Origin of the sequence: Paraburkholderia edwinii, assembly GCF_019428685.1 — a bacterium.
In the GTDB taxonomy this organism is placed as follows: Bacteria; Pseudomonadota; Gammaproteobacteria; order Burkholderiales; family Burkholderiaceae; genus Paraburkholderia; species Paraburkholderia edwinii.
Genome location: NZ_CP080096.1, coordinates 1,470,373 through 1,485,209, shown reverse-complemented (window position 1 = coordinate 1,485,209; position 14,837 = coordinate 1,470,373). Strand labels below are relative to the sequence as shown.

The 14,837-nt window shown below is 61.2% G+C and carries 14 protein-coding genes; 5 read left to right on the top strand and 9 right to left on the bottom strand.

All coding sequences use genetic code 11. The features are described 5' to 3' along the window. Positions 1–27: 27 nt before the first annotated feature. Both KZJ38_RS28375 and KZJ38_RS28370 read right to left on the bottom strand, forming a co-directional pair. Entirely contained in the window at positions 28–2,427 is a 2,400-nt protein-coding gene (locus KZJ38_RS28375; RefSeq protein WP_219803376.1) for a phosphoketolase family protein, read from the bottom strand. A 350-nt stretch (positions 2,428–2,777) separates the two neighbouring features. Continuing rightward, a complete protein-coding gene (locus tag KZJ38_RS28370; protein WP_219803374.1) occupies positions 2,778–2,996 on the bottom strand; it encodes a DUF2964 family protein in 219 nt (72 codons plus the stop codon). 208 nt (positions 2,997–3,204) lie between these two features. Here KZJ38_RS28370 and KZJ38_RS28365 point away from each other — a divergent pair, with 208 nt between their 5' ends. Both KZJ38_RS28365 and KZJ38_RS28360 read left to right on the top strand, forming a co-directional pair. After that, on the top strand, positions 3,205–3,681 hold the full coding sequence (locus KZJ38_RS28365) for a glycine zipper family protein (protein WP_219803372.1): 477 nt from the start codon (positions 3,205–3,207) through the stop codon (positions 3,679–3,681). Between the two features lie 27 nt (positions 3,682–3,708). Beyond that, on the top strand, positions 3,709–4,107 hold the full coding sequence (locus KZJ38_RS28360; protein WP_246642049.1) for a hypothetical protein: 399 nt from the start codon (positions 3,709–3,711) through the stop codon (positions 4,105–4,107). A 39-nt stretch (positions 4,108–4,146) separates the two neighbouring features. On the opposite strand, the gene KZJ38_RS28355 is transcribed toward KZJ38_RS28360, so the two are convergent. Next, the gene (locus KZJ38_RS28355; protein WP_219803371.1) at positions 4,147–4,404 is read right to left on the bottom strand and encodes an RNA-binding protein; all 258 of its coding nucleotides are present in this window, start codon (positions 4,402–4,404) and stop codon (positions 4,147–4,149) included. A 143-nt stretch (positions 4,405–4,547) separates the two neighbouring features. Here KZJ38_RS28355 and KZJ38_RS28350 point away from each other — a divergent pair, with 143 nt between their 5' ends. The 3 genes from KZJ38_RS28350 to KZJ38_RS28340 all read left to right on the top strand — a co-directional run bounded on the left by KZJ38_RS28350 (position 4,548) and on the right by KZJ38_RS28340 (position 7,986). Beyond that, positions 4,548–6,080 carry a DUF3300 domain-containing protein gene (locus KZJ38_RS28350; protein ID WP_219803369.1) on the top strand — a complete coding sequence of 511 codons (1,533 nt, stop codon included), beginning with the start codon at positions 4,548–4,550 and terminating at the stop codon, positions 6,078–6,080. Between the two features lie 11 nt (positions 6,081–6,091). Further along, positions 6,092–7,015 carry a DUF2950 domain-containing protein gene (locus KZJ38_RS28345; RefSeq protein ID WP_425518425.1) on the top strand — a complete coding sequence of 308 codons (924 nt, stop codon included), beginning with the start codon at positions 6,092–6,094 and terminating at the stop codon, positions 7,013–7,015. Between the two features lie 86 nt (positions 7,016–7,101). Continuing rightward, positions 7,102–7,986 (top strand): hypothetical protein, encoded by an 885-nt coding sequence (locus tag KZJ38_RS28340; protein WP_246642048.1) that lies wholly within the window; start codon positions 7,102–7,104, stop codon positions 7,984–7,986. Here KZJ38_RS28340 and arcC read toward each other — a convergent pair. The 6 genes from arcC to KZJ38_RS28310 form a co-directional block, all read right to left on the bottom strand. Continuing rightward, the gene (gene arcC / locus KZJ38_RS28335; RefSeq protein WP_219803678.1) at positions 7,983–8,924 is read right to left on the bottom strand and encodes a carbamate kinase; all 942 of its coding nucleotides are present in this window, start codon (positions 8,922–8,924) and stop codon (positions 7,983–7,985) included. The genes KZJ38_RS28340 and arcC overlap by 4 nt on opposite strands. Positions 8,925–9,006: 82 nt before the next feature. Next, the gene (locus tag KZJ38_RS28330) at positions 9,007–10,017 is read right to left on the bottom strand and encodes an ornithine carbamoyltransferase (protein ID WP_219803367.1); all 1,011 of its coding nucleotides are present in this window, start codon (positions 10,015–10,017) and stop codon (positions 9,007–9,009) included. Positions 10,018–10,070: 53 nt separating this feature from the next. Continuing rightward, entirely contained in the window at positions 10,071–11,324 is a 1,254-nt protein-coding gene (arcA, locus tag KZJ38_RS28325) for an arginine deiminase (protein ID WP_219803366.1), read from the bottom strand. 21 nt (positions 11,325–11,345) lie between these two features. Next, complete coding sequence (gene arcD / locus KZJ38_RS28320; RefSeq protein ID WP_219803364.1) at positions 11,346–12,803, bottom strand: arginine-ornithine antiporter; 1,458 nt, start codon at positions 12,801–12,803, stop codon at positions 11,346–11,348. Positions 12,804–13,173: 370 nt separating this feature from the next. Beyond that, entirely contained in the window at positions 13,174–14,028 is an 855-nt protein-coding gene (locus KZJ38_RS28315; RefSeq protein ID WP_219803362.1) for a helix-turn-helix domain-containing protein, read from the bottom strand. Between the two features lie 39 nt (positions 14,029–14,067). Continuing rightward, a complete protein-coding gene (locus KZJ38_RS28310; RefSeq protein WP_219803360.1) occupies positions 14,068–14,625 on the bottom strand; it encodes a carboxymuconolactone decarboxylase family protein in 558 nt (185 codons plus the stop codon). Positions 14,626–14,837: the final 212 nt, after the last annotated feature.

Here is a 14,837-nt window from a genome sequence, read left to right as displayed (position 1 = left end):
GCTGCCCGAGTGCAAGGCTCATCGGGCTCAGTACGGCCAGACCCAGTCGGCGATTTCGGCGCGATCGGTGCCGTGCGTATGCGCGTATTCCAGATTGCTGATAATCGCGTTCCGCATGTCTTCCCGCAGATGCGCGGTTCGCCCTTGCAGACGCGGCACGCGGTCGAGCACGTCGATCACGAGGTTGAAGCGGTCCACCTGATTCAGAATGGCCAGTTCGAGCGGCGTGTTGATATTGCCCTTTTCCTTGTAGCCCCGCACATGCAGATGCTCATGATTGCGGAAGCGATAGGCCAGTTTATGGATCAACCACGGGTAACCGTGAAAATTGAAGATGACCGGTTTGTCCACCGTAAACAGGCTGTCGAATTCGCGCTCGGTCGAGCCATGCGGATGCTCGCTCGCGGGCTGCATCCTGAAGAGGTCGACCACGTTCACAAAGCGGAGCTTCAGTTCGGGCAGCCGTTCGCGAAGAATCGCGGCCGCGGCGAGCGCCTCCTGCGTCGCCACGTCGCCGCACGAAGCGAGCACGACATCGGGGTCTTCATTTTCGTCGGTACTCGCGCGCGTCCACACACCGATGCCTTTCGCACAGTGCACGATGGCCTCGTCGATCGTCGTGAATTGCAGATGTTTCTGCTTGTCGGCGACGATCACGTTAATGCAGTCGGTCGAGCGCAGGCACTGATCGGCCACCACGAGCAGCGTATTCGCGTCAGGCGGCAAGTAAACGCGCGTGACCGACGGACTCTTGTTCGTGACGAGATCGATAAAACCTGGGTCCTGATGCGAGAAGCCGTTATGATCCTGCCGCCATACGGTCGACGAAAGCAGGATGTTCTGCGACGACACCGAGGCACGCCACGGCACATGGTTCTTGCAGATATCGAGCCATTTCGCGTGCTGGTTGAACATCGAATCGATGACGTGCGCGAACGCCTCATACGTATGGAAGAATCCGTGGCGTCCCGACAGCAGGTAGCCTTCGAGCCAGCCCATCAGCGTGTGCTCGGACAGCATTTCCATTACGCGGCCGTCGCGTGAGAGTTCGCCGCCGTCGTCGTCTTCGGGCAGCATGTCGGCCATCCACGCCTTTTTGCTCACTTCGTAAATGGCCTGCAGCCGGTTCGATGCCGTTTCATCGGGGCCGAACACGCGAAACGTATGCATGTTCTCGCGCATCGTGTCGCGCAGATAGTCACCAAGCGGCCGTGTGTTTTCGTGCAGCACTTTACCGGCGTCCGCGTCGACGACGTTGACGGCGTAAGCGCGAATGTCCGGCAGTTTCGGCTCACGGCGCAACGTGCCGCCGTTCGCATGCGGATTCGCGCTCATGCGCCGCGAGCCGACGGGCGCGAGCGCTTTCAGTTCGCCGACAAGCCGTCCGTTCGCATCGAACAGCTCCTCGGGCTTGTAGCCGCGCATCCAGTGCTCGAGCACGTCGAGATTCGCGGGATTGCCGCGCACATCGGCAAACGGCACCTGATGCGAACGCCACGAGCCTTCCACTTTGTGCCCATTGATCTCCTTCGGCCCGCTCCAGCCTTTCGGCGTGCGCAAGACGATCATCGGCCAACGGGGCCGCTCGATATTGCCGCCCGAGCGCGCCTTTTCGTGGATCGCGCGAATTTCCGCTATGACCTCATCGAGCGTGCGCGCCATCTTCTCGTGCATTTCCGCGTGGTCCGAACCTTCGACGAAATGCGGCCGATAGCCGTAGCCGACGAAGAGCGCTTCGAGCTCTTCGTGGCTGATGCGCGAAAGGATGGTCGGATTGGCGATCTTGTAACCGTTCAGATTCAGGATCGGCAGGACGGTGCCGTCGCGCGCGGGGTTGATGAACTTGTTCGAATGCCACGCTGTTGCAAGCGGGCCGGTTTCCGATTCGCCATCGCCCACCACGCACGCGACGATCAGATCGGGGTTGTCGAGCGCGGCGCCATAGGCATGCGACAGGCTGTAGCCGAGCTCACCGCCTTCGTGTATCGAGCCCGGCGTTTCAGGCGTGACATGCGAGCCGATATGCCCCGGAAATGAGAACTGCTTGAAGAATTTCTGCAGACCCTCGGCGTCCTCGCTCTTGTCCGGATACACCTCCGAGTATGTGCCTTCCAGATACGCTGGACCGAGCACGCCCGGCGCGCCATGTCCGGGGCCGGCCATGAAAATCACATCGAGGTCGTCGCGTTTGATCACGCGGTTCAGATGCGCCCAGACGAACGAAAGCGCGGGGCTTGCGCCCCAGTGCCCGAGCAGGCGGTATTTGATGTGCTCAGCCTTGAGCGGCTCCCGCAGGAGCGGGTTGTCGAGCAGGTAGATCATGCCGACCGACAGGTAGTTGCATGCGCGCCACCAGGCGTCGATCAGCCGGAGTTCTTCGCCGCTGAGCGCATTGTGCTCCGCGCCCGCCAAAGGTTGCTTGCTCATACCGACGCCTCCTGTCCTTGCAGCCTCGTCCCGAGGAGCGTGGATCGCGCTCGGTGTGCCGCACAGGCGCTCTGTCTCAACGCAGCATACGTTACTGTCCATGGAATTCAAGCCGCGATTCCGCTGGATGTGCGCACTTGCAGAACACGCGGCGGGCCGCGCAAAAGCGGCCTCGCGAACGCTCGCGCAGCGAATCGCAGCACGGCACAAGATCAGATGAAACCGCAAAAGGAAACAGCGCCCGCGTCGGCATGCGATACGCATTGAATGCGCGAGACAGTGCGTTCAACGGGGTTCTTTGTACACCTATGACGCTATCGCACATGTGCGGTGTCGCCATGACGATTTTGTTAGAGCGCGCCCTTTTCTTTCTTTTCGTTCGATCTTCGAAGCGATATCAGATTCATCGCGATCACCGCTATCGCCACCCCGACAAAAATAGCAAGTGCCCCGTAGCGGAATTCCATTGTCTTGTCGTAGACCAGCCCGTGAATCGCCGCATAAAGTCCGCCGAGCCAGATCGCAACACCTACCAGCGCGATAGCTACACGCCTCTCGGATTTCTTCATGGATACCTCTAACGCTTCCTAAGCCTTAAGCGGTTTTTCCAGCGGCCGATCCAGCTTAGACCACCGAGGCACTCATCTGCTATTGGATCAAGGTCCAATATCGTTTACCGCATCCGCGTCCGATACTCGACCATGGCAAACGGCCGTCATCTGCTTCGGCAAAGCATCCATGCGGCCATGGCACCACTGTATCAAGGGCGATCGATCCATGACCCGAATGTTGCGAATTGCGTCGGCGCTGGCCGTCATAATGCTAGGCGGTCACACGTCGGCACAGCAACCGATCATCTATCCCGCGAGGGGCCAAAGCCCGCAGAAGCAGGCCAGCGATATGGGCCAGTGCGAAGCGTGGGCCCAGCAAAATACCGGCGTGAATCCATCCGCGCTTGCTCAGCGCGCGGCTAGCCAGCCACCGCCACCGGGGCCGCAAGGCGAACGCGTGCGCGGCGCGGCGGGCGGGGCCGCGATGGGCGCGGCCATCGGCGCGATTGCGGGCGACGCGGGCAAAGGCGCGGCGATCGGCGCCATCACCGGCACGGTGGGCGGCGGCATTCGCCAGCGCCGCAACGCGGCCGCCGCACAACAGCAGCAAGAGTACGTCGCACAGGACACCTCGCAGCAAATGGCTACATACAATCGCGCCATTTCCGCGTGCATGAGCGGACGAGGCTACACGATCAATTAGTGCTGCCATGCTATGGGAGCTACCGCCGTGAACAGAACACTCACCGCAATCTCATGCACCATCGCCTGTGCGTTGACGCCGATAGCGGGCGCCGCCGCGGATTTCGACGGAAAAACCGCGCTTATCTGCGCGACGGTCGACGCTCATTCGTGCGATCCCGGCGAGGTCTGCGAACGCGCTTTGCCGGCCGATATCGGCTTGCCGCAATTCATGCGCATCGACTTCGTCAAAAAGACGATTCGGGGAACCTCGCGCACGACGCCGATCGAGTCGATGGCGAAAACACCAGGCCAGATCCTGATGCAGGGCACGGAACTCGGCTTTGCGTGGACGCTCGTGCTCGATTCGGCGACCGGCGAAATGACCTCGACCCTCGCGAACCGCGACCACACCTATGTGATGTTCGGCGCCTGCACGCCAGGATGAAAGTGTGTGCGTGCGTCGCGGCGGATGACCACGTGGAGATCAGTACTCGTAGCGCTCCGGCAGAACCTGAACCGTGACCGTGCGGTTTTTCCAGAACAGGTTGTGCACGCGCGATTGCAGGCCACGCAGCGCATATCCATGCACCTCGTTAAAGCCGAGCAACGCAGCGGGACTTGTGCCGGTGCCGTCGATGCGTTGAATCCAGTCGAACGAAGGAAACCCGTATCCGCACAAAAACTGCCTGATTTCGTCGTCGGACGTTTCCTTCTGGATATTGGATAACCAGAGCTCACCCATCGCGGTCTCCTTTCTGACGATGGCCCTTTCCCTCAGGTGGACCTCGTTTCATTGTAGGGCGGTATTGCGCGTTTCAACGCATCACAAAACAGCCGTGAATGACCTAACATCATATTGAGTTGGCGCCCCACCAAGGAGCGGCAATGTCCTCGCATACCGAACGACGGATCAAAGCCGTGCACATGTGGCTGTTCGTCATGCTGACGTCGGCCGCGGGTATCGTGTGTGCGCAAACGCCCTCGCCCGCAGAGCCGCTGCCGGCGCAGCTCGCTCAACCCGAACAGACGGCTCAGGCGACGCAAAACGCACAACCCGCTCAGCCTGCCCCATTCAAACCCGAAGAAATCGAAGCGCTGGTCGCACCGATCGCGCTTTACCCGGACTCCGTACTATCTCAGGTTCTGATGGCCTCGACTTACCCGCTCGAGATCGTGCATGCCGCGCGCTGGGTCAAGGCGAACCCTAAACTGAAGGGCGACGCCGCGATCAAGGCTGTCGAGAATCAACCGTGGGACGTCAGCGTGAAATCGCTCGTTGCGTTTCCGCAAATCCTCGAGCCGATGAACGAGAAGCTCGACTGGACGCAGAAACTCGGCGACGCATTTCTCGCCCAGGAAAAGGACGTATTCGCTGCCATTCAGCGCTTGCGCGCGCGTGCAAAGGAAGCGGGCAACCTCAAGTCGACCGAACAGCAGAATGTGGTCGTCGACCCTCCCGCCACGAGCGGCGGACAGAGCATCGTGCGTATCGAGCCTGCCAATCCGCAGGTGATCTATGTGCCCGCGTATAACCCGACGGTCGTCTACGGCGCGTGGAGTTATCCGACTTATCCGCCCTACTACTGGCCGCCGCCGCCCGCCTACTACCCGGGCGCCGCGCTAGCCACCGGATTCGCGTGGGGCATCGGCCTTGCGGCCGCCGGCGCAATCTTCAGCAACTGCAACTGGGGCGGCGGCGACGTCAATATCAACGTTAACAAGGCCGCGAATATCGACCGCAACTTCGATCGCACAAAAGTACAAGGCAACGGCAACCGCTGGCAGCACGACGCGAGCCATCGGCAGGGCGTCGCGTATCGCGACACGACGACGCGCAACAAGTACGCGGGCAATGTGCCCGGCGCCGAAGCGCGCAACGATTTCCGCGGGCGCAGCGAGGGAGCCAATCAGCGCGCAAGCGCCGCCGATCGGGCGAACGCCGGGAACCGTGCGGCGGCTGGCGACCGGGCGGGCGCGGGCAATCGCGCAGCAACTGGCGACCGGGCGGGTGCCGGCAATCGCGCAGCAACGGCTGACCGCGGCGGTGCCGGTGCCGGCGCTGGTAATCGCGCATCGACCGTGGACCGGTCAGGCGGACGCAATAGCCGCGCGTCGGTCGCAGACAACTCAAGCATCGGCGATCGCAGTGGCGCATCGAACCGCGGCGGCGCGGGCACAGGAAACGTCAACCGGGCGAGCGATCGCGTCGGCGGTAGCGGCAGCCACGCCGGCAGCGCAGGCGGGTTCAGTGGCGGTGGCGGCAGCGGGCGCGACAGCGCCTTTCAAGGCGTAGGCGGCGGCTCCGCGCAGCGCAGCGCCGATCGCGGACGGTCGAGCATGCAAGGCTCGAGTTTCAACCGGCCGAGCGGCGGCGGCGGAATGCGCGGCGGCGGCGGCCGCGGCGGTGGCAGGCGCTAGGAGACGACAGCATGAAGCTACGGATACGGTTCGGCATGCTGTGGGCGAGACTTGCGGGCGCGCTTCGTGTGTTCGCTGCCGCATGCGCGCTCAGCGCAATGACGATATCCGCCGCTCACGCGGAAAAAGCCTTCAGTACTCCGGAGGCGGCGATGGACACATTCGGCGATGCGGTCATCGACAACAACGAATCGGCGCTGCAATCGATCTTCGGCCGCGACTTTCGCCAGCTGATTCCGCCGGTCGGCGCCGAGGTGCGCGCCCGCTTTATCGACGAATGGCACATCGCGCATACCGTTCAGCCGATCGATGCGACGCGTGCGCAGATTGCGGTCGGCAAGGATGGTTGGACCTTCCCTGTTCCGCTCGTGAATTCCGCGCAAGGCTGGCACTTCGATACGCGCGCGGGCGTCGAGGAAATGCGTGAACGACGTATCGGCCGCAACGAACTGGCGGTCATTCAGGCACTGCTCGCCGTCTACGATGCGCAGCGCGAATACGCGACGACCGATCACGACGGCGACGGTTTGCTTGCGTATGCGTCGAAGCTGTCGAGTTCGCCGGGCAAGCAGGACGGCCTGTACTGGCCGACGCAGCAAGGCGAGCCGCCGAGCCCGCTCGGCCCGGCGTTTATCAAGGCAAGCTCGCGCAGCGCCGAAAAAGGCGCGTACTACGGCTACCACTACAAGCTTTTGACGTCACAAGGCCCGCACGCGCCGGGTGGCGCTTACGACTACCTCACGCATGGACGGCTGTTCGGCGGCTTTGCGGTCGTCGCGTGGCCCGTGCGATACGACGACACCGGCATCAAGACCTTTATGGTGAGCCACTCGGGACAGGTCTACGAGCGCGACCTGGGCCCGGACGGCGCGGCCATTGCCGAGGCGATGAAGTCGTTCGATCCCGGGCCTGGCTGGAAGAAAGTCGCACCCTGATGCGAACGGCGCGCATTGACAGCCCCTACACCCCCACACGCGCGTACACGCCCTACACCGCCTCGCTCGCTTCGGGGAGGCAACACATGATCAGGCTCGCCCTCTGCCTCATCCTGCTAATCATCGCGCTCGTTGCGCCCGCGTCGGTTAACGCGGCGCTGCGCTACAACTGGGACACTGTGCTGCTGCCGCAGGATGCGGCGCTTCCGACGCTGTCGTCGCAACCGGAGCAGCGCTTTTTCGATCAGTTGTTCCGCGCACAAGGCATAGACCCCGGCTCGAACAAGGCACAGATCGTTCGCGTATGGATCGACCGGATCCGGCAAGACCCGCTCATTACGTCGGCCATCCCGGGCGGCGCGCAGGGCGTCGGCCGGATCTTTCTCGATCCGCAGCTGCGCGAAATCATCATGACGAACGGGCTCGTGCGGCTTCCCGCTGCCGACAGGCTCAGCTACGTTGCCTTGATGACGAAGTTTCTCGACGAACTGGTGCCCGTCAATTGCTTCGGGCTGACCAGTCTGAGCGACGTCATGGCGCGGATCTCGCTGCGCGAGATGTCCGAACCCGATGTCGCGCAATACTTCGAACTGCTGTCGAAGGTGCTGGTGAGCGATGCGCTGAATAGCCCCGTCATATTACCGACGCGCGCACAGTACGCATCGGCGCAATATCATCTCGCGCGCGCACTCTTTGCGCAGCTGGGCGGAGACGCATACGGCATGTCGCGCTTCGAAAGCTATACGTCCAATCCCGCCCAGGCGACGCCGAGCGATGCATGCTGGGCGACGCGCGTGACCTTGCATGCGATCCTGTCGATGCCCGATCCCGATCGCGACTTCATTCTGCTTCTGACGATCATGCACGCGATCGACGAAAGCCAGACGCCGGCTCGCGACGCGTCGCCACCGGTCGGGCCTTCGCCCGCATCCGCGCAGCCGGGGCGTGCGCCGCGCCCGACACCGCGCTAGGCAGGCGAATGAAATTGCATCCCGGCGTTGCGCGCCGTGACCCGTGTGCCGGCGGCGCCATCGACGATCGCCACGATATCGGGCAATGCGCCGATCACCGCATCGTTCCCGGAGTTACGAACAAATTCGATGGCCGCCTGGACCTTCGGCCCCATCGATCCGGACGCGAAACCGAGTTTCTCGAGTTCATCGGGATGCGCGCGCGAAATGGCCTTCTGCGTCGGCTTGCCCCAGTCGACGTAGGCCGCATCGACGTCGGTCGCAATCACGAGCAGATCGGCGCCCAGCTCTTCGGCCAGCAGCGCGGAGCACAGATCTTTGTCGATCACCGCTTCCACGCCGCGCAACTGGCGGTTGTCCCCGTAGCATGTCGGAATGCCGCCGCCGCCCGCGCAGATCACGACGGTCCCTTTTTCGAGCAGCCATTTCACAGGCCGGATTTCAAAAATCCGCTGCGGCCTCGGGCTTGCCACGACGCGGCGATAGCTGTTGCCGTCCTGCGCAATGCTCCAGCCTTTTTCTTCCGCGAGCCGCAGCGCTTCCTCTTTCGTATAGATGGGCCCGATCGGCTTCGTCGGATGGCTGAATGCCGGGTCTGCGGGATCGACTTCGACCTGCGTCAGGATCGTCGCGAACGGGACCTCGAACGGCAGCAGGTTGCCCAATTCCTGTTCGATCAGATAGCCGATCATGCCCTCGGTCTGCGCGCCGAGGACATCCAGCGGATACGGCGCGACCTCCTTGTAAGCCGCGCTTTGCAGCGCAAGCAGGCCGACCTGCGGCCCGTTGCCATGCGCGATCACGAGCTCGTTGCCGGCCGCGACGCGCGCGATCTGCGCCGCGGCAACCTTGACGTTCTCGCGCTGCTGGCTTTCCGTCATCGGCTGACCGCGCTGCAATAACGCGTTCCCACCCAAAGCAATGACAAGGCGCACGATAGATCCCTCCCGAAGACGCGCAATCGACGAACCCGTGTTCTACGGTTACCGGCACTGCCTTACACTCCGCTGCGATCGACGATCACAGGTCGGCCAGCGTGGACACCAGAATCGCCTTGATCGTATGCATCCGGTTTTCCGCCTGCTCGAATGCGATGTTGTAGTGGGACTCGAATACCTCCTCCGTCACCTCGATGCCGTTTGCCAGATCCGGATAGCGTTCCGCGATCTGCTTGCCGACCTTGGTTTCGCTGTTATGGAAGGCGGGCAGACAGTGCATGAACTTCGTGCGCGGGTTGCCGGTCGATTCCATCAACGCGCGGTTCACCTGATACGGCAGCAGCAGCTTGATCCGTTCGTCCCACGCTTCGACCGGTTCGCCCATCGACACCCAGACGTCGGTATGGACGAAGTCCACGCCTTTGACCGCCGCCTGCGGATCTTCGGTCAACACCATCCGCGCGCCACTCTCCTTCGCGAACTGCTCGCAGGCCGAAATATGCTCCTGCGCCGGCCATAGCGATTTCGGCGCCGCGATGCGCACGTCCATGCCGAGCTTCACGCCGATCAGCAGCAGCGAATTGCCCATGTTGTTGCGCGCATCTCCGAGATACGCATAGCTGATCTCCTGCAGCGGCTTGTCGGCGTTCTCGCGCATCGTCAGCACGTCGGCGAGCATCTGCGTCGGGTGGTATTCGTCGGTCAGGCCGTTGAACACCGGCACCCCGGCATAGCGCGCGAGTTCGTCGACGATCTCCTGGCTAAAGCCCCGGTATTCGATTGCGTCATACATGCGGCCTAGCACACGGGCAGTGTCCTTCATGCTCTCCTTGTGTCCGATCTGGGACGACGCCGGATCGATATAAGTGACGTTCGCACCCTGGTCGTGCGCGGCCACTTCGAACGCGCAGCGCGTGCGCGTGGAGGTCTTCTCGAAGATCAGCGCAATTTCCTTGCGCAGCAGGTGCTGCTGCTCGGTGCCCGAGTACTTCGCGCGCTTGAGATCGCGCGACAGATCGAGCAGATAGCGCAGTTCGCGCGTGCTGTGATTCATCAGGCTGAGAAGACTGCGATTTCGCAAATTGAACGCCATGAGTTGTCTCCCTCTGTTGAGATGAGCGACGGAGCCTGCAGCGTGCGCGCGCGTCAATAGTCGACGGCGTCGCGCGAAACCGGGCATGTCATGCAGTGGCCGCCGCCGCGTCCGCGGCCCAGTTCGCTGGCGGTGATCGTGATTACCTCGACCCCGGCCTTGCGCAGCAGCGTGTTCGTGAACGTATTGCGGTCGTAGCCGATCACGACGCCCGGTTCGACGCAGACCATGTTGTTGCCGTCGTCCCATTGCTCCCGTTCCGCGGCGAAACTGTTGCCCCCTGTTTCGACGACACGCAGGGTTTTAAGCCCAAGCGCATCGCCGACCGCCTGCACGAACGGCTTGTCTTCGCGCTGAATGCTCATGCCGTAAGCGCTTTTCTCTTCGGGTCTTAGCGAGAAGGTCACGATCTGCTTGACCACTTCAGGGAAGATCGTGACGAGATCGCGATCGCAGAAGCTGAAGACCGTATCGAGGTGCATCGCTGCCCGCGACTTCGGCAATCCCGCCACGAGCACCTGCTGGGCGGCGCCCTTGGCGAACAATGCTCGTGCCACTTGTCCGATCGCCTGGCGTGACGTTCGCTCTCCCATGCCGATCAGCACGATGCCTTTGCCGATCGGCATCACGTCGCCGCCTTCGAGTGTCGACGCGCCGTGATCCGTATCGGGGTCGCCCCACCAGACTTCGAATTCCGCATCGGCGAAGCTGGGGTGAAACTTGTAGATGGCCGACGCGAGCAGCGTCTCCTGCCTGCGTGCGGGCCAATACATCGGATTAAGCGTCACCCCGCCATAAATCCAGCAGGTGGTATCGCGCGTAAACACCATGTTCGGCAGCGGCGCCATCAGGAAGCTCGAGTAACCGACGTATTCGCGAAAGAGCTTCAGGACCGGCGCATCGCTAGCCGGGAGATCGTCAATCGATACACCGCCGATCAGGAACTCCGCGAGTTTGCGCGGTTCCATTTCGTTCATCCAGGCACGCACTTCGTTGCTCAAACCAATGCCGATGCTGTTGTCGCTGATTTTCCGGTCGAGCATCCACTTGCGCGCTTCGGGATTGCTCAGCGTCTGCGTTAGCAGGTTGTGCACATCGAGTACTTCGACGCCGCGCTCGCGCATCTTGGTTACAAAGTCGAAATGGTCGCGCTTCGCCTGACTTACCCAGATCACGTCGTCGAACAGCAGTTCGTCGCAGTTGCCGGGCGTCAGGCGTTGATGCGCGAGCCCTGGCGAAGACACCATGACCTTGCGTAGCTTGCCTACCTCGGAATACGCTCCGAGCATGTTGACCTCGGTATTCATCGCATTTCTCCCATATCCGCGTCAGAGCGTCAGGAACCCCCGGTAAAGCCCGAATGCCGCAACGACCGCCGCCAGAACGACAGCGGCAAAAACCAGCTTTTCAATCGTGGTGAAAATCGGTTCCCCGTTTTCACGCTTGGCTTTTGCAAACAGAATGGCGCCCGGCGCATAGAGCAGCGCCGACAGCAACAAGTACTTCACGCCTCCCGCATAGAGCAGCCAGAGCGCATAGATCACCGCGATCGCCGCAATGATCAGATCCTTGTTGCGCGCCGGCGCGGCAGCCTGTTCATAGCTCTCGCCGCGTACGGCCAGCAGCAGGGCATACGAGACCGACCAGAAATACGGCACAAGAATCATCGATGTCGACAGGTAGATCAGCGATAGATACGTGCCCTTCGAGAACAGCGTGATGACGAGGAAGATCTGCACCATCGCATTGGTGAGCCACAATGCGTTGGCAGGCACCTTGTTCGCATTTTCCTTGCGAAGAAACGCCGGCATCGTTTTGTCTTTGGCAGCAGAGAACAGAATTTCCGCACACAGCAGAACCCATGACAGCAGCGCGCCGGCCAAAGAGATAACGAGGCCGACGCTGATGAGAATCGCGCCCCAATGGCCGACTACACGTTCGAGCACGCCCGCCATCGACGGATTCTGCAACTTCGCCAGTTCAGGTTGCGTCATCACGCCGAGCGACAGCACGTTGACGAATACCAGGACGAGCAGCACCGTCACAAAGCCGATCACCGTTGCGCTGCCGACGTCGCTGCGTCGTTCCGCGCGCGCCGAAAAAATGCTTGCGCCCTCGATACCGACGAATACCCATACCGTGACGAGCATCATGTTGCGAACCTGATCCATCACGCTTCCAAGCTTTGGATTCGATGTTCCCCATATGTCCGCGGTGAAAATATTCAACCTGAATGCGAATGCGCAAATCACGATAAACAGCACGATCGGGACGATCTTCGCGACCGTCGTAATCTGATTGATGAAGGTGGCTTCCTTGATGCCGCGCAATACGAGCGCATGCACGCACCATAACAAAACCGATGCACAGACGATTGCCGCAACCGTGTTTCCCTCGCCGAAAACGGGGAAGAAATAGCCGAGCGTGCTGAACAGCAGGACGAAATATCCGACATTACCTAGCCATGCGCTAATCCAGTAACCCCATGCCGATGAAAATCCCATGTAGTCGCCGAAGCCGGCCTGCGCATACGCATAAACGCCGCCGTCGAGATTGGGCTTTCGAATCGCGAGAGTCTGGAAAACAAACGCGAGCATGAGCATGCCGATGCCTGTAATGACCCATCCGATCAATACCGCGCCGACATCGGCGCTATTGGCCATATTCTGAGGCAGCGAAAATATGCCGCCACCAACCATCGACCCGATCACCAGCGCAGTCAATGCGCCGAGTCGCAGATTGTGAGTGGTGGGCTCCGAGTGACTGATTCCTGTGGCTTCATTCATGTTTCACCCTCCCGCGGAGAACACATAAAGCCGTTGTGCCGAACCCTGTATGGAAATACCGCGCAAATAGCGAGTCCGCAATCCGGGTGCGCACGATGTATTAATAGATATCTTTATTAATTAGGGAAATTTTGGACTTCTGTAGCTGTTATAGGAAACAATTTCGCCTCCTACAAGCGGCAGAAATCGACACTGTTAAAATGGATTAACTCGTTAAATGTGTCGATAAATTTAGATGAGGTCCAGGCAAAAGCGCGTATCGCGAGAGACAGGAAAGAGGCGCTTGCGATTCAGGGACCCTTATATGCCCGATTCGCCTGGTGATGCGCCATTCGATTTCATATTGATTTCGGTGCAACGCTCAGCGCAGCTACCGGCGACGCGCGGCAAGCGCATGCGCCGCAAGCAGGTCTTGATGTCGTGCTTCGGTTTCCTCATCGGCGGGAAACATGCATTCGAGGCGCAGTTCCTGCGCGGCCACGTTTTGCGGTGCGCCGACGCTCGTGACCATCGAGAAATAGCGAAGCACGACGCCGTCGCTGACAAAACCGAGCGGAATCATCGGCATCGCGGCTGCTGCGGCCGGTGCGTTCCACGTTCTCCAGTCGCGCGGCACATCGGGGTACGCAAGCAATTCATCGAGCAGCCGCCCCGTATCGCCGTCGATCACGTGGCCGACCGATTCGCGATACACGCGCTGCAGCAGGCTTCGCGCAACCGTGTCCCAGTCGGCTACGAACGGACGCATGCCGAGCGGGTCGAACATCAGATGCAGCATGTTGCGCGGTCCTTCGCGCGATGCCATGTCGATGAAGCAGTTGAAAAAGCGCGGCGCCGCGTTGTTCGTCATCAACAGGTTCCAGTGCCGGTCCATCACGATCGCGGGATACGGTTCGTGCTGGCGCACGACACGCTCGAGCGCGCGGATCACGCCATGCATTTCCTGCGCGTTCCATGGCGCCTCCGAATAGATCGGCGCGTAGCCCGCGGCGAGCAGCAACGCATTGCGCTCGCGCAGCGGCACGTCGAGCGTTTGCGCGAGCGTCAGCAGCGTGTCGCGGCCCGGCACACTGCGGCCGCTTTCGATAAAGCTAATCTGCCGCTGCGAGACACCGGCTTCGAGCGACAAATCGAGCTGACTCATGCCGCGTACGTCACGCCAATAGCGCAACAGATTGCCGAGTTCACCCGGCGGCGCTTTCGGATCGCGGCTGCTCGCGCTCATTCGTTTTCCCCTCGATGACGAACGACGACTATAGCGGACTCACACGCGCGGAGCATGCCACGCGAACTCCTCGAACAACGCTTCGAGTTTCGGCCGGGTCACGTTGCTCGCGTAATTGGTGATGGTCGATGCGGCCACCACCGCGATGACCTCGAGTATCTGCTCCGCGCTGAAGCCGGCATCGATAAAGTGCTGCTGGTCCGCTTCGGCAAGACAGCCGCGCTTCTCGATCAGCATGCGCGCGAGCGCCGATAGTGCGGCAAGTTTCGCGTCAGCAGGCAGGTGGCCGCGCCGGATCGCGTCGACGTCATCGCGAGAAATGCCCTGCTTCAGCGCGAGTGCGGTGTGAAACGCGACGGGCCACTCGCTCACGTTCGCGACCGCATTGGTCAGCAACAAGGTCTGGATTTGCGGCTCGCTCAGACTGCTCGAATGCACACGCTCGAACAGGCCGATAAAACCGTTGATCAGCACCGGCGACGCCGCCATCGCGGCAGCGACGTTCGGGATCAGGCCGAACGTCTGTTGCAGTTGCGCAAGCACGGGCTTCGATTGCGCGGGCGCGGATTCGTTCGTGTGCACGGGATAGCGGGACATGGTCCTCTCCTTGGCGATGAGCGTCACCGGGAAGGTGACGCGACAAGCCAGAGAGTAGAGACCCTCGTTCGGTAGGCCAATTACATGGGATGTAATCGTGGTGCGGCGAAGTCCGTCCTTTCAGCAGTAGCAACAACTTATTGACGTTCAATGAGTTCGTACGTGATTTGCCAAAATATTCCTGATACAAATATTTTCTCTTTATTCCTAAA

Bases quoted from the DNA above. Each gene is read 5' to 3' on its own strand.
- arcD (WP_219803364.1), bottom strand. From the start codon at position 12,803: ATGAATGAAGCCACAGGAATCAGTCACTCGGAGCCCACCACTCACAAT.
- arcA (WP_219803366.1), bottom strand. From the start codon at position 11,324: ATGAATACCGAGGTCAACATGCTCGGAGCGTATTCCGAGGTAGGCAAG.
- KZJ38_RS28330 (WP_219803367.1), bottom strand. From the start codon at position 10,017: ATGGCGTTCAATTTGCGAAATCGCAGTCTTCTCAGCCTGATGAATCAC.
- KZJ38_RS28365 (WP_219803372.1), top strand. From the start codon at position 3,205: ATGACCCGAATGTTGCGAATTGCGTCGGCGCTGGCCGTCATAATGCTA.
- KZJ38_RS28345 (WP_425518425.1), top strand. From the start codon at position 6,092: ATGAAGCTACGGATACGGTTCGGCATGCTGTGGGCGAGACTTGCGGGC.
- KZJ38_RS28370 (WP_219803374.1), bottom strand. From the start codon at position 2,996: ATGAAGAAATCCGAGAGGCGTGTAGCTATCGCGCTGGTAGGTGTTGCG.
- KZJ38_RS28355 (WP_219803371.1), bottom strand. From the start codon at position 4,404: ATGGGTGAGCTCTGGTTATCCAATATCCAGAAGGAAACGTCCGACGAC.
- KZJ38_RS28315 (WP_219803362.1), bottom strand. From the start codon at position 14,028: ATGAGCGCGAGCAGCCGCGATCCGAAAGCGCCGCCGGGTGAACTCGGC.
- KZJ38_RS28350 (WP_219803369.1), top strand. From the start codon at position 4,548: ATGTCCTCGCATACCGAACGACGGATCAAAGCCGTGCACATGTGGCTG.
- KZJ38_RS28375 (WP_219803376.1), bottom strand. From the start codon at position 2,427: ATGAGCAAGCAACCTTTGGCGGGCGCGGAGCACAATGCGCTCAGCGGC.
- KZJ38_RS28340 (WP_246642048.1), top strand. From the start codon at position 7,102: ATGATCAGGCTCGCCCTCTGCCTCATCCTGCTAATCATCGCGCTCGTT.
- KZJ38_RS28310 (WP_219803360.1), bottom strand. From the start codon at position 14,625: ATGTCCCGCTATCCCGTGCACACGAACGAATCCGCGCCCGCGCAATCG.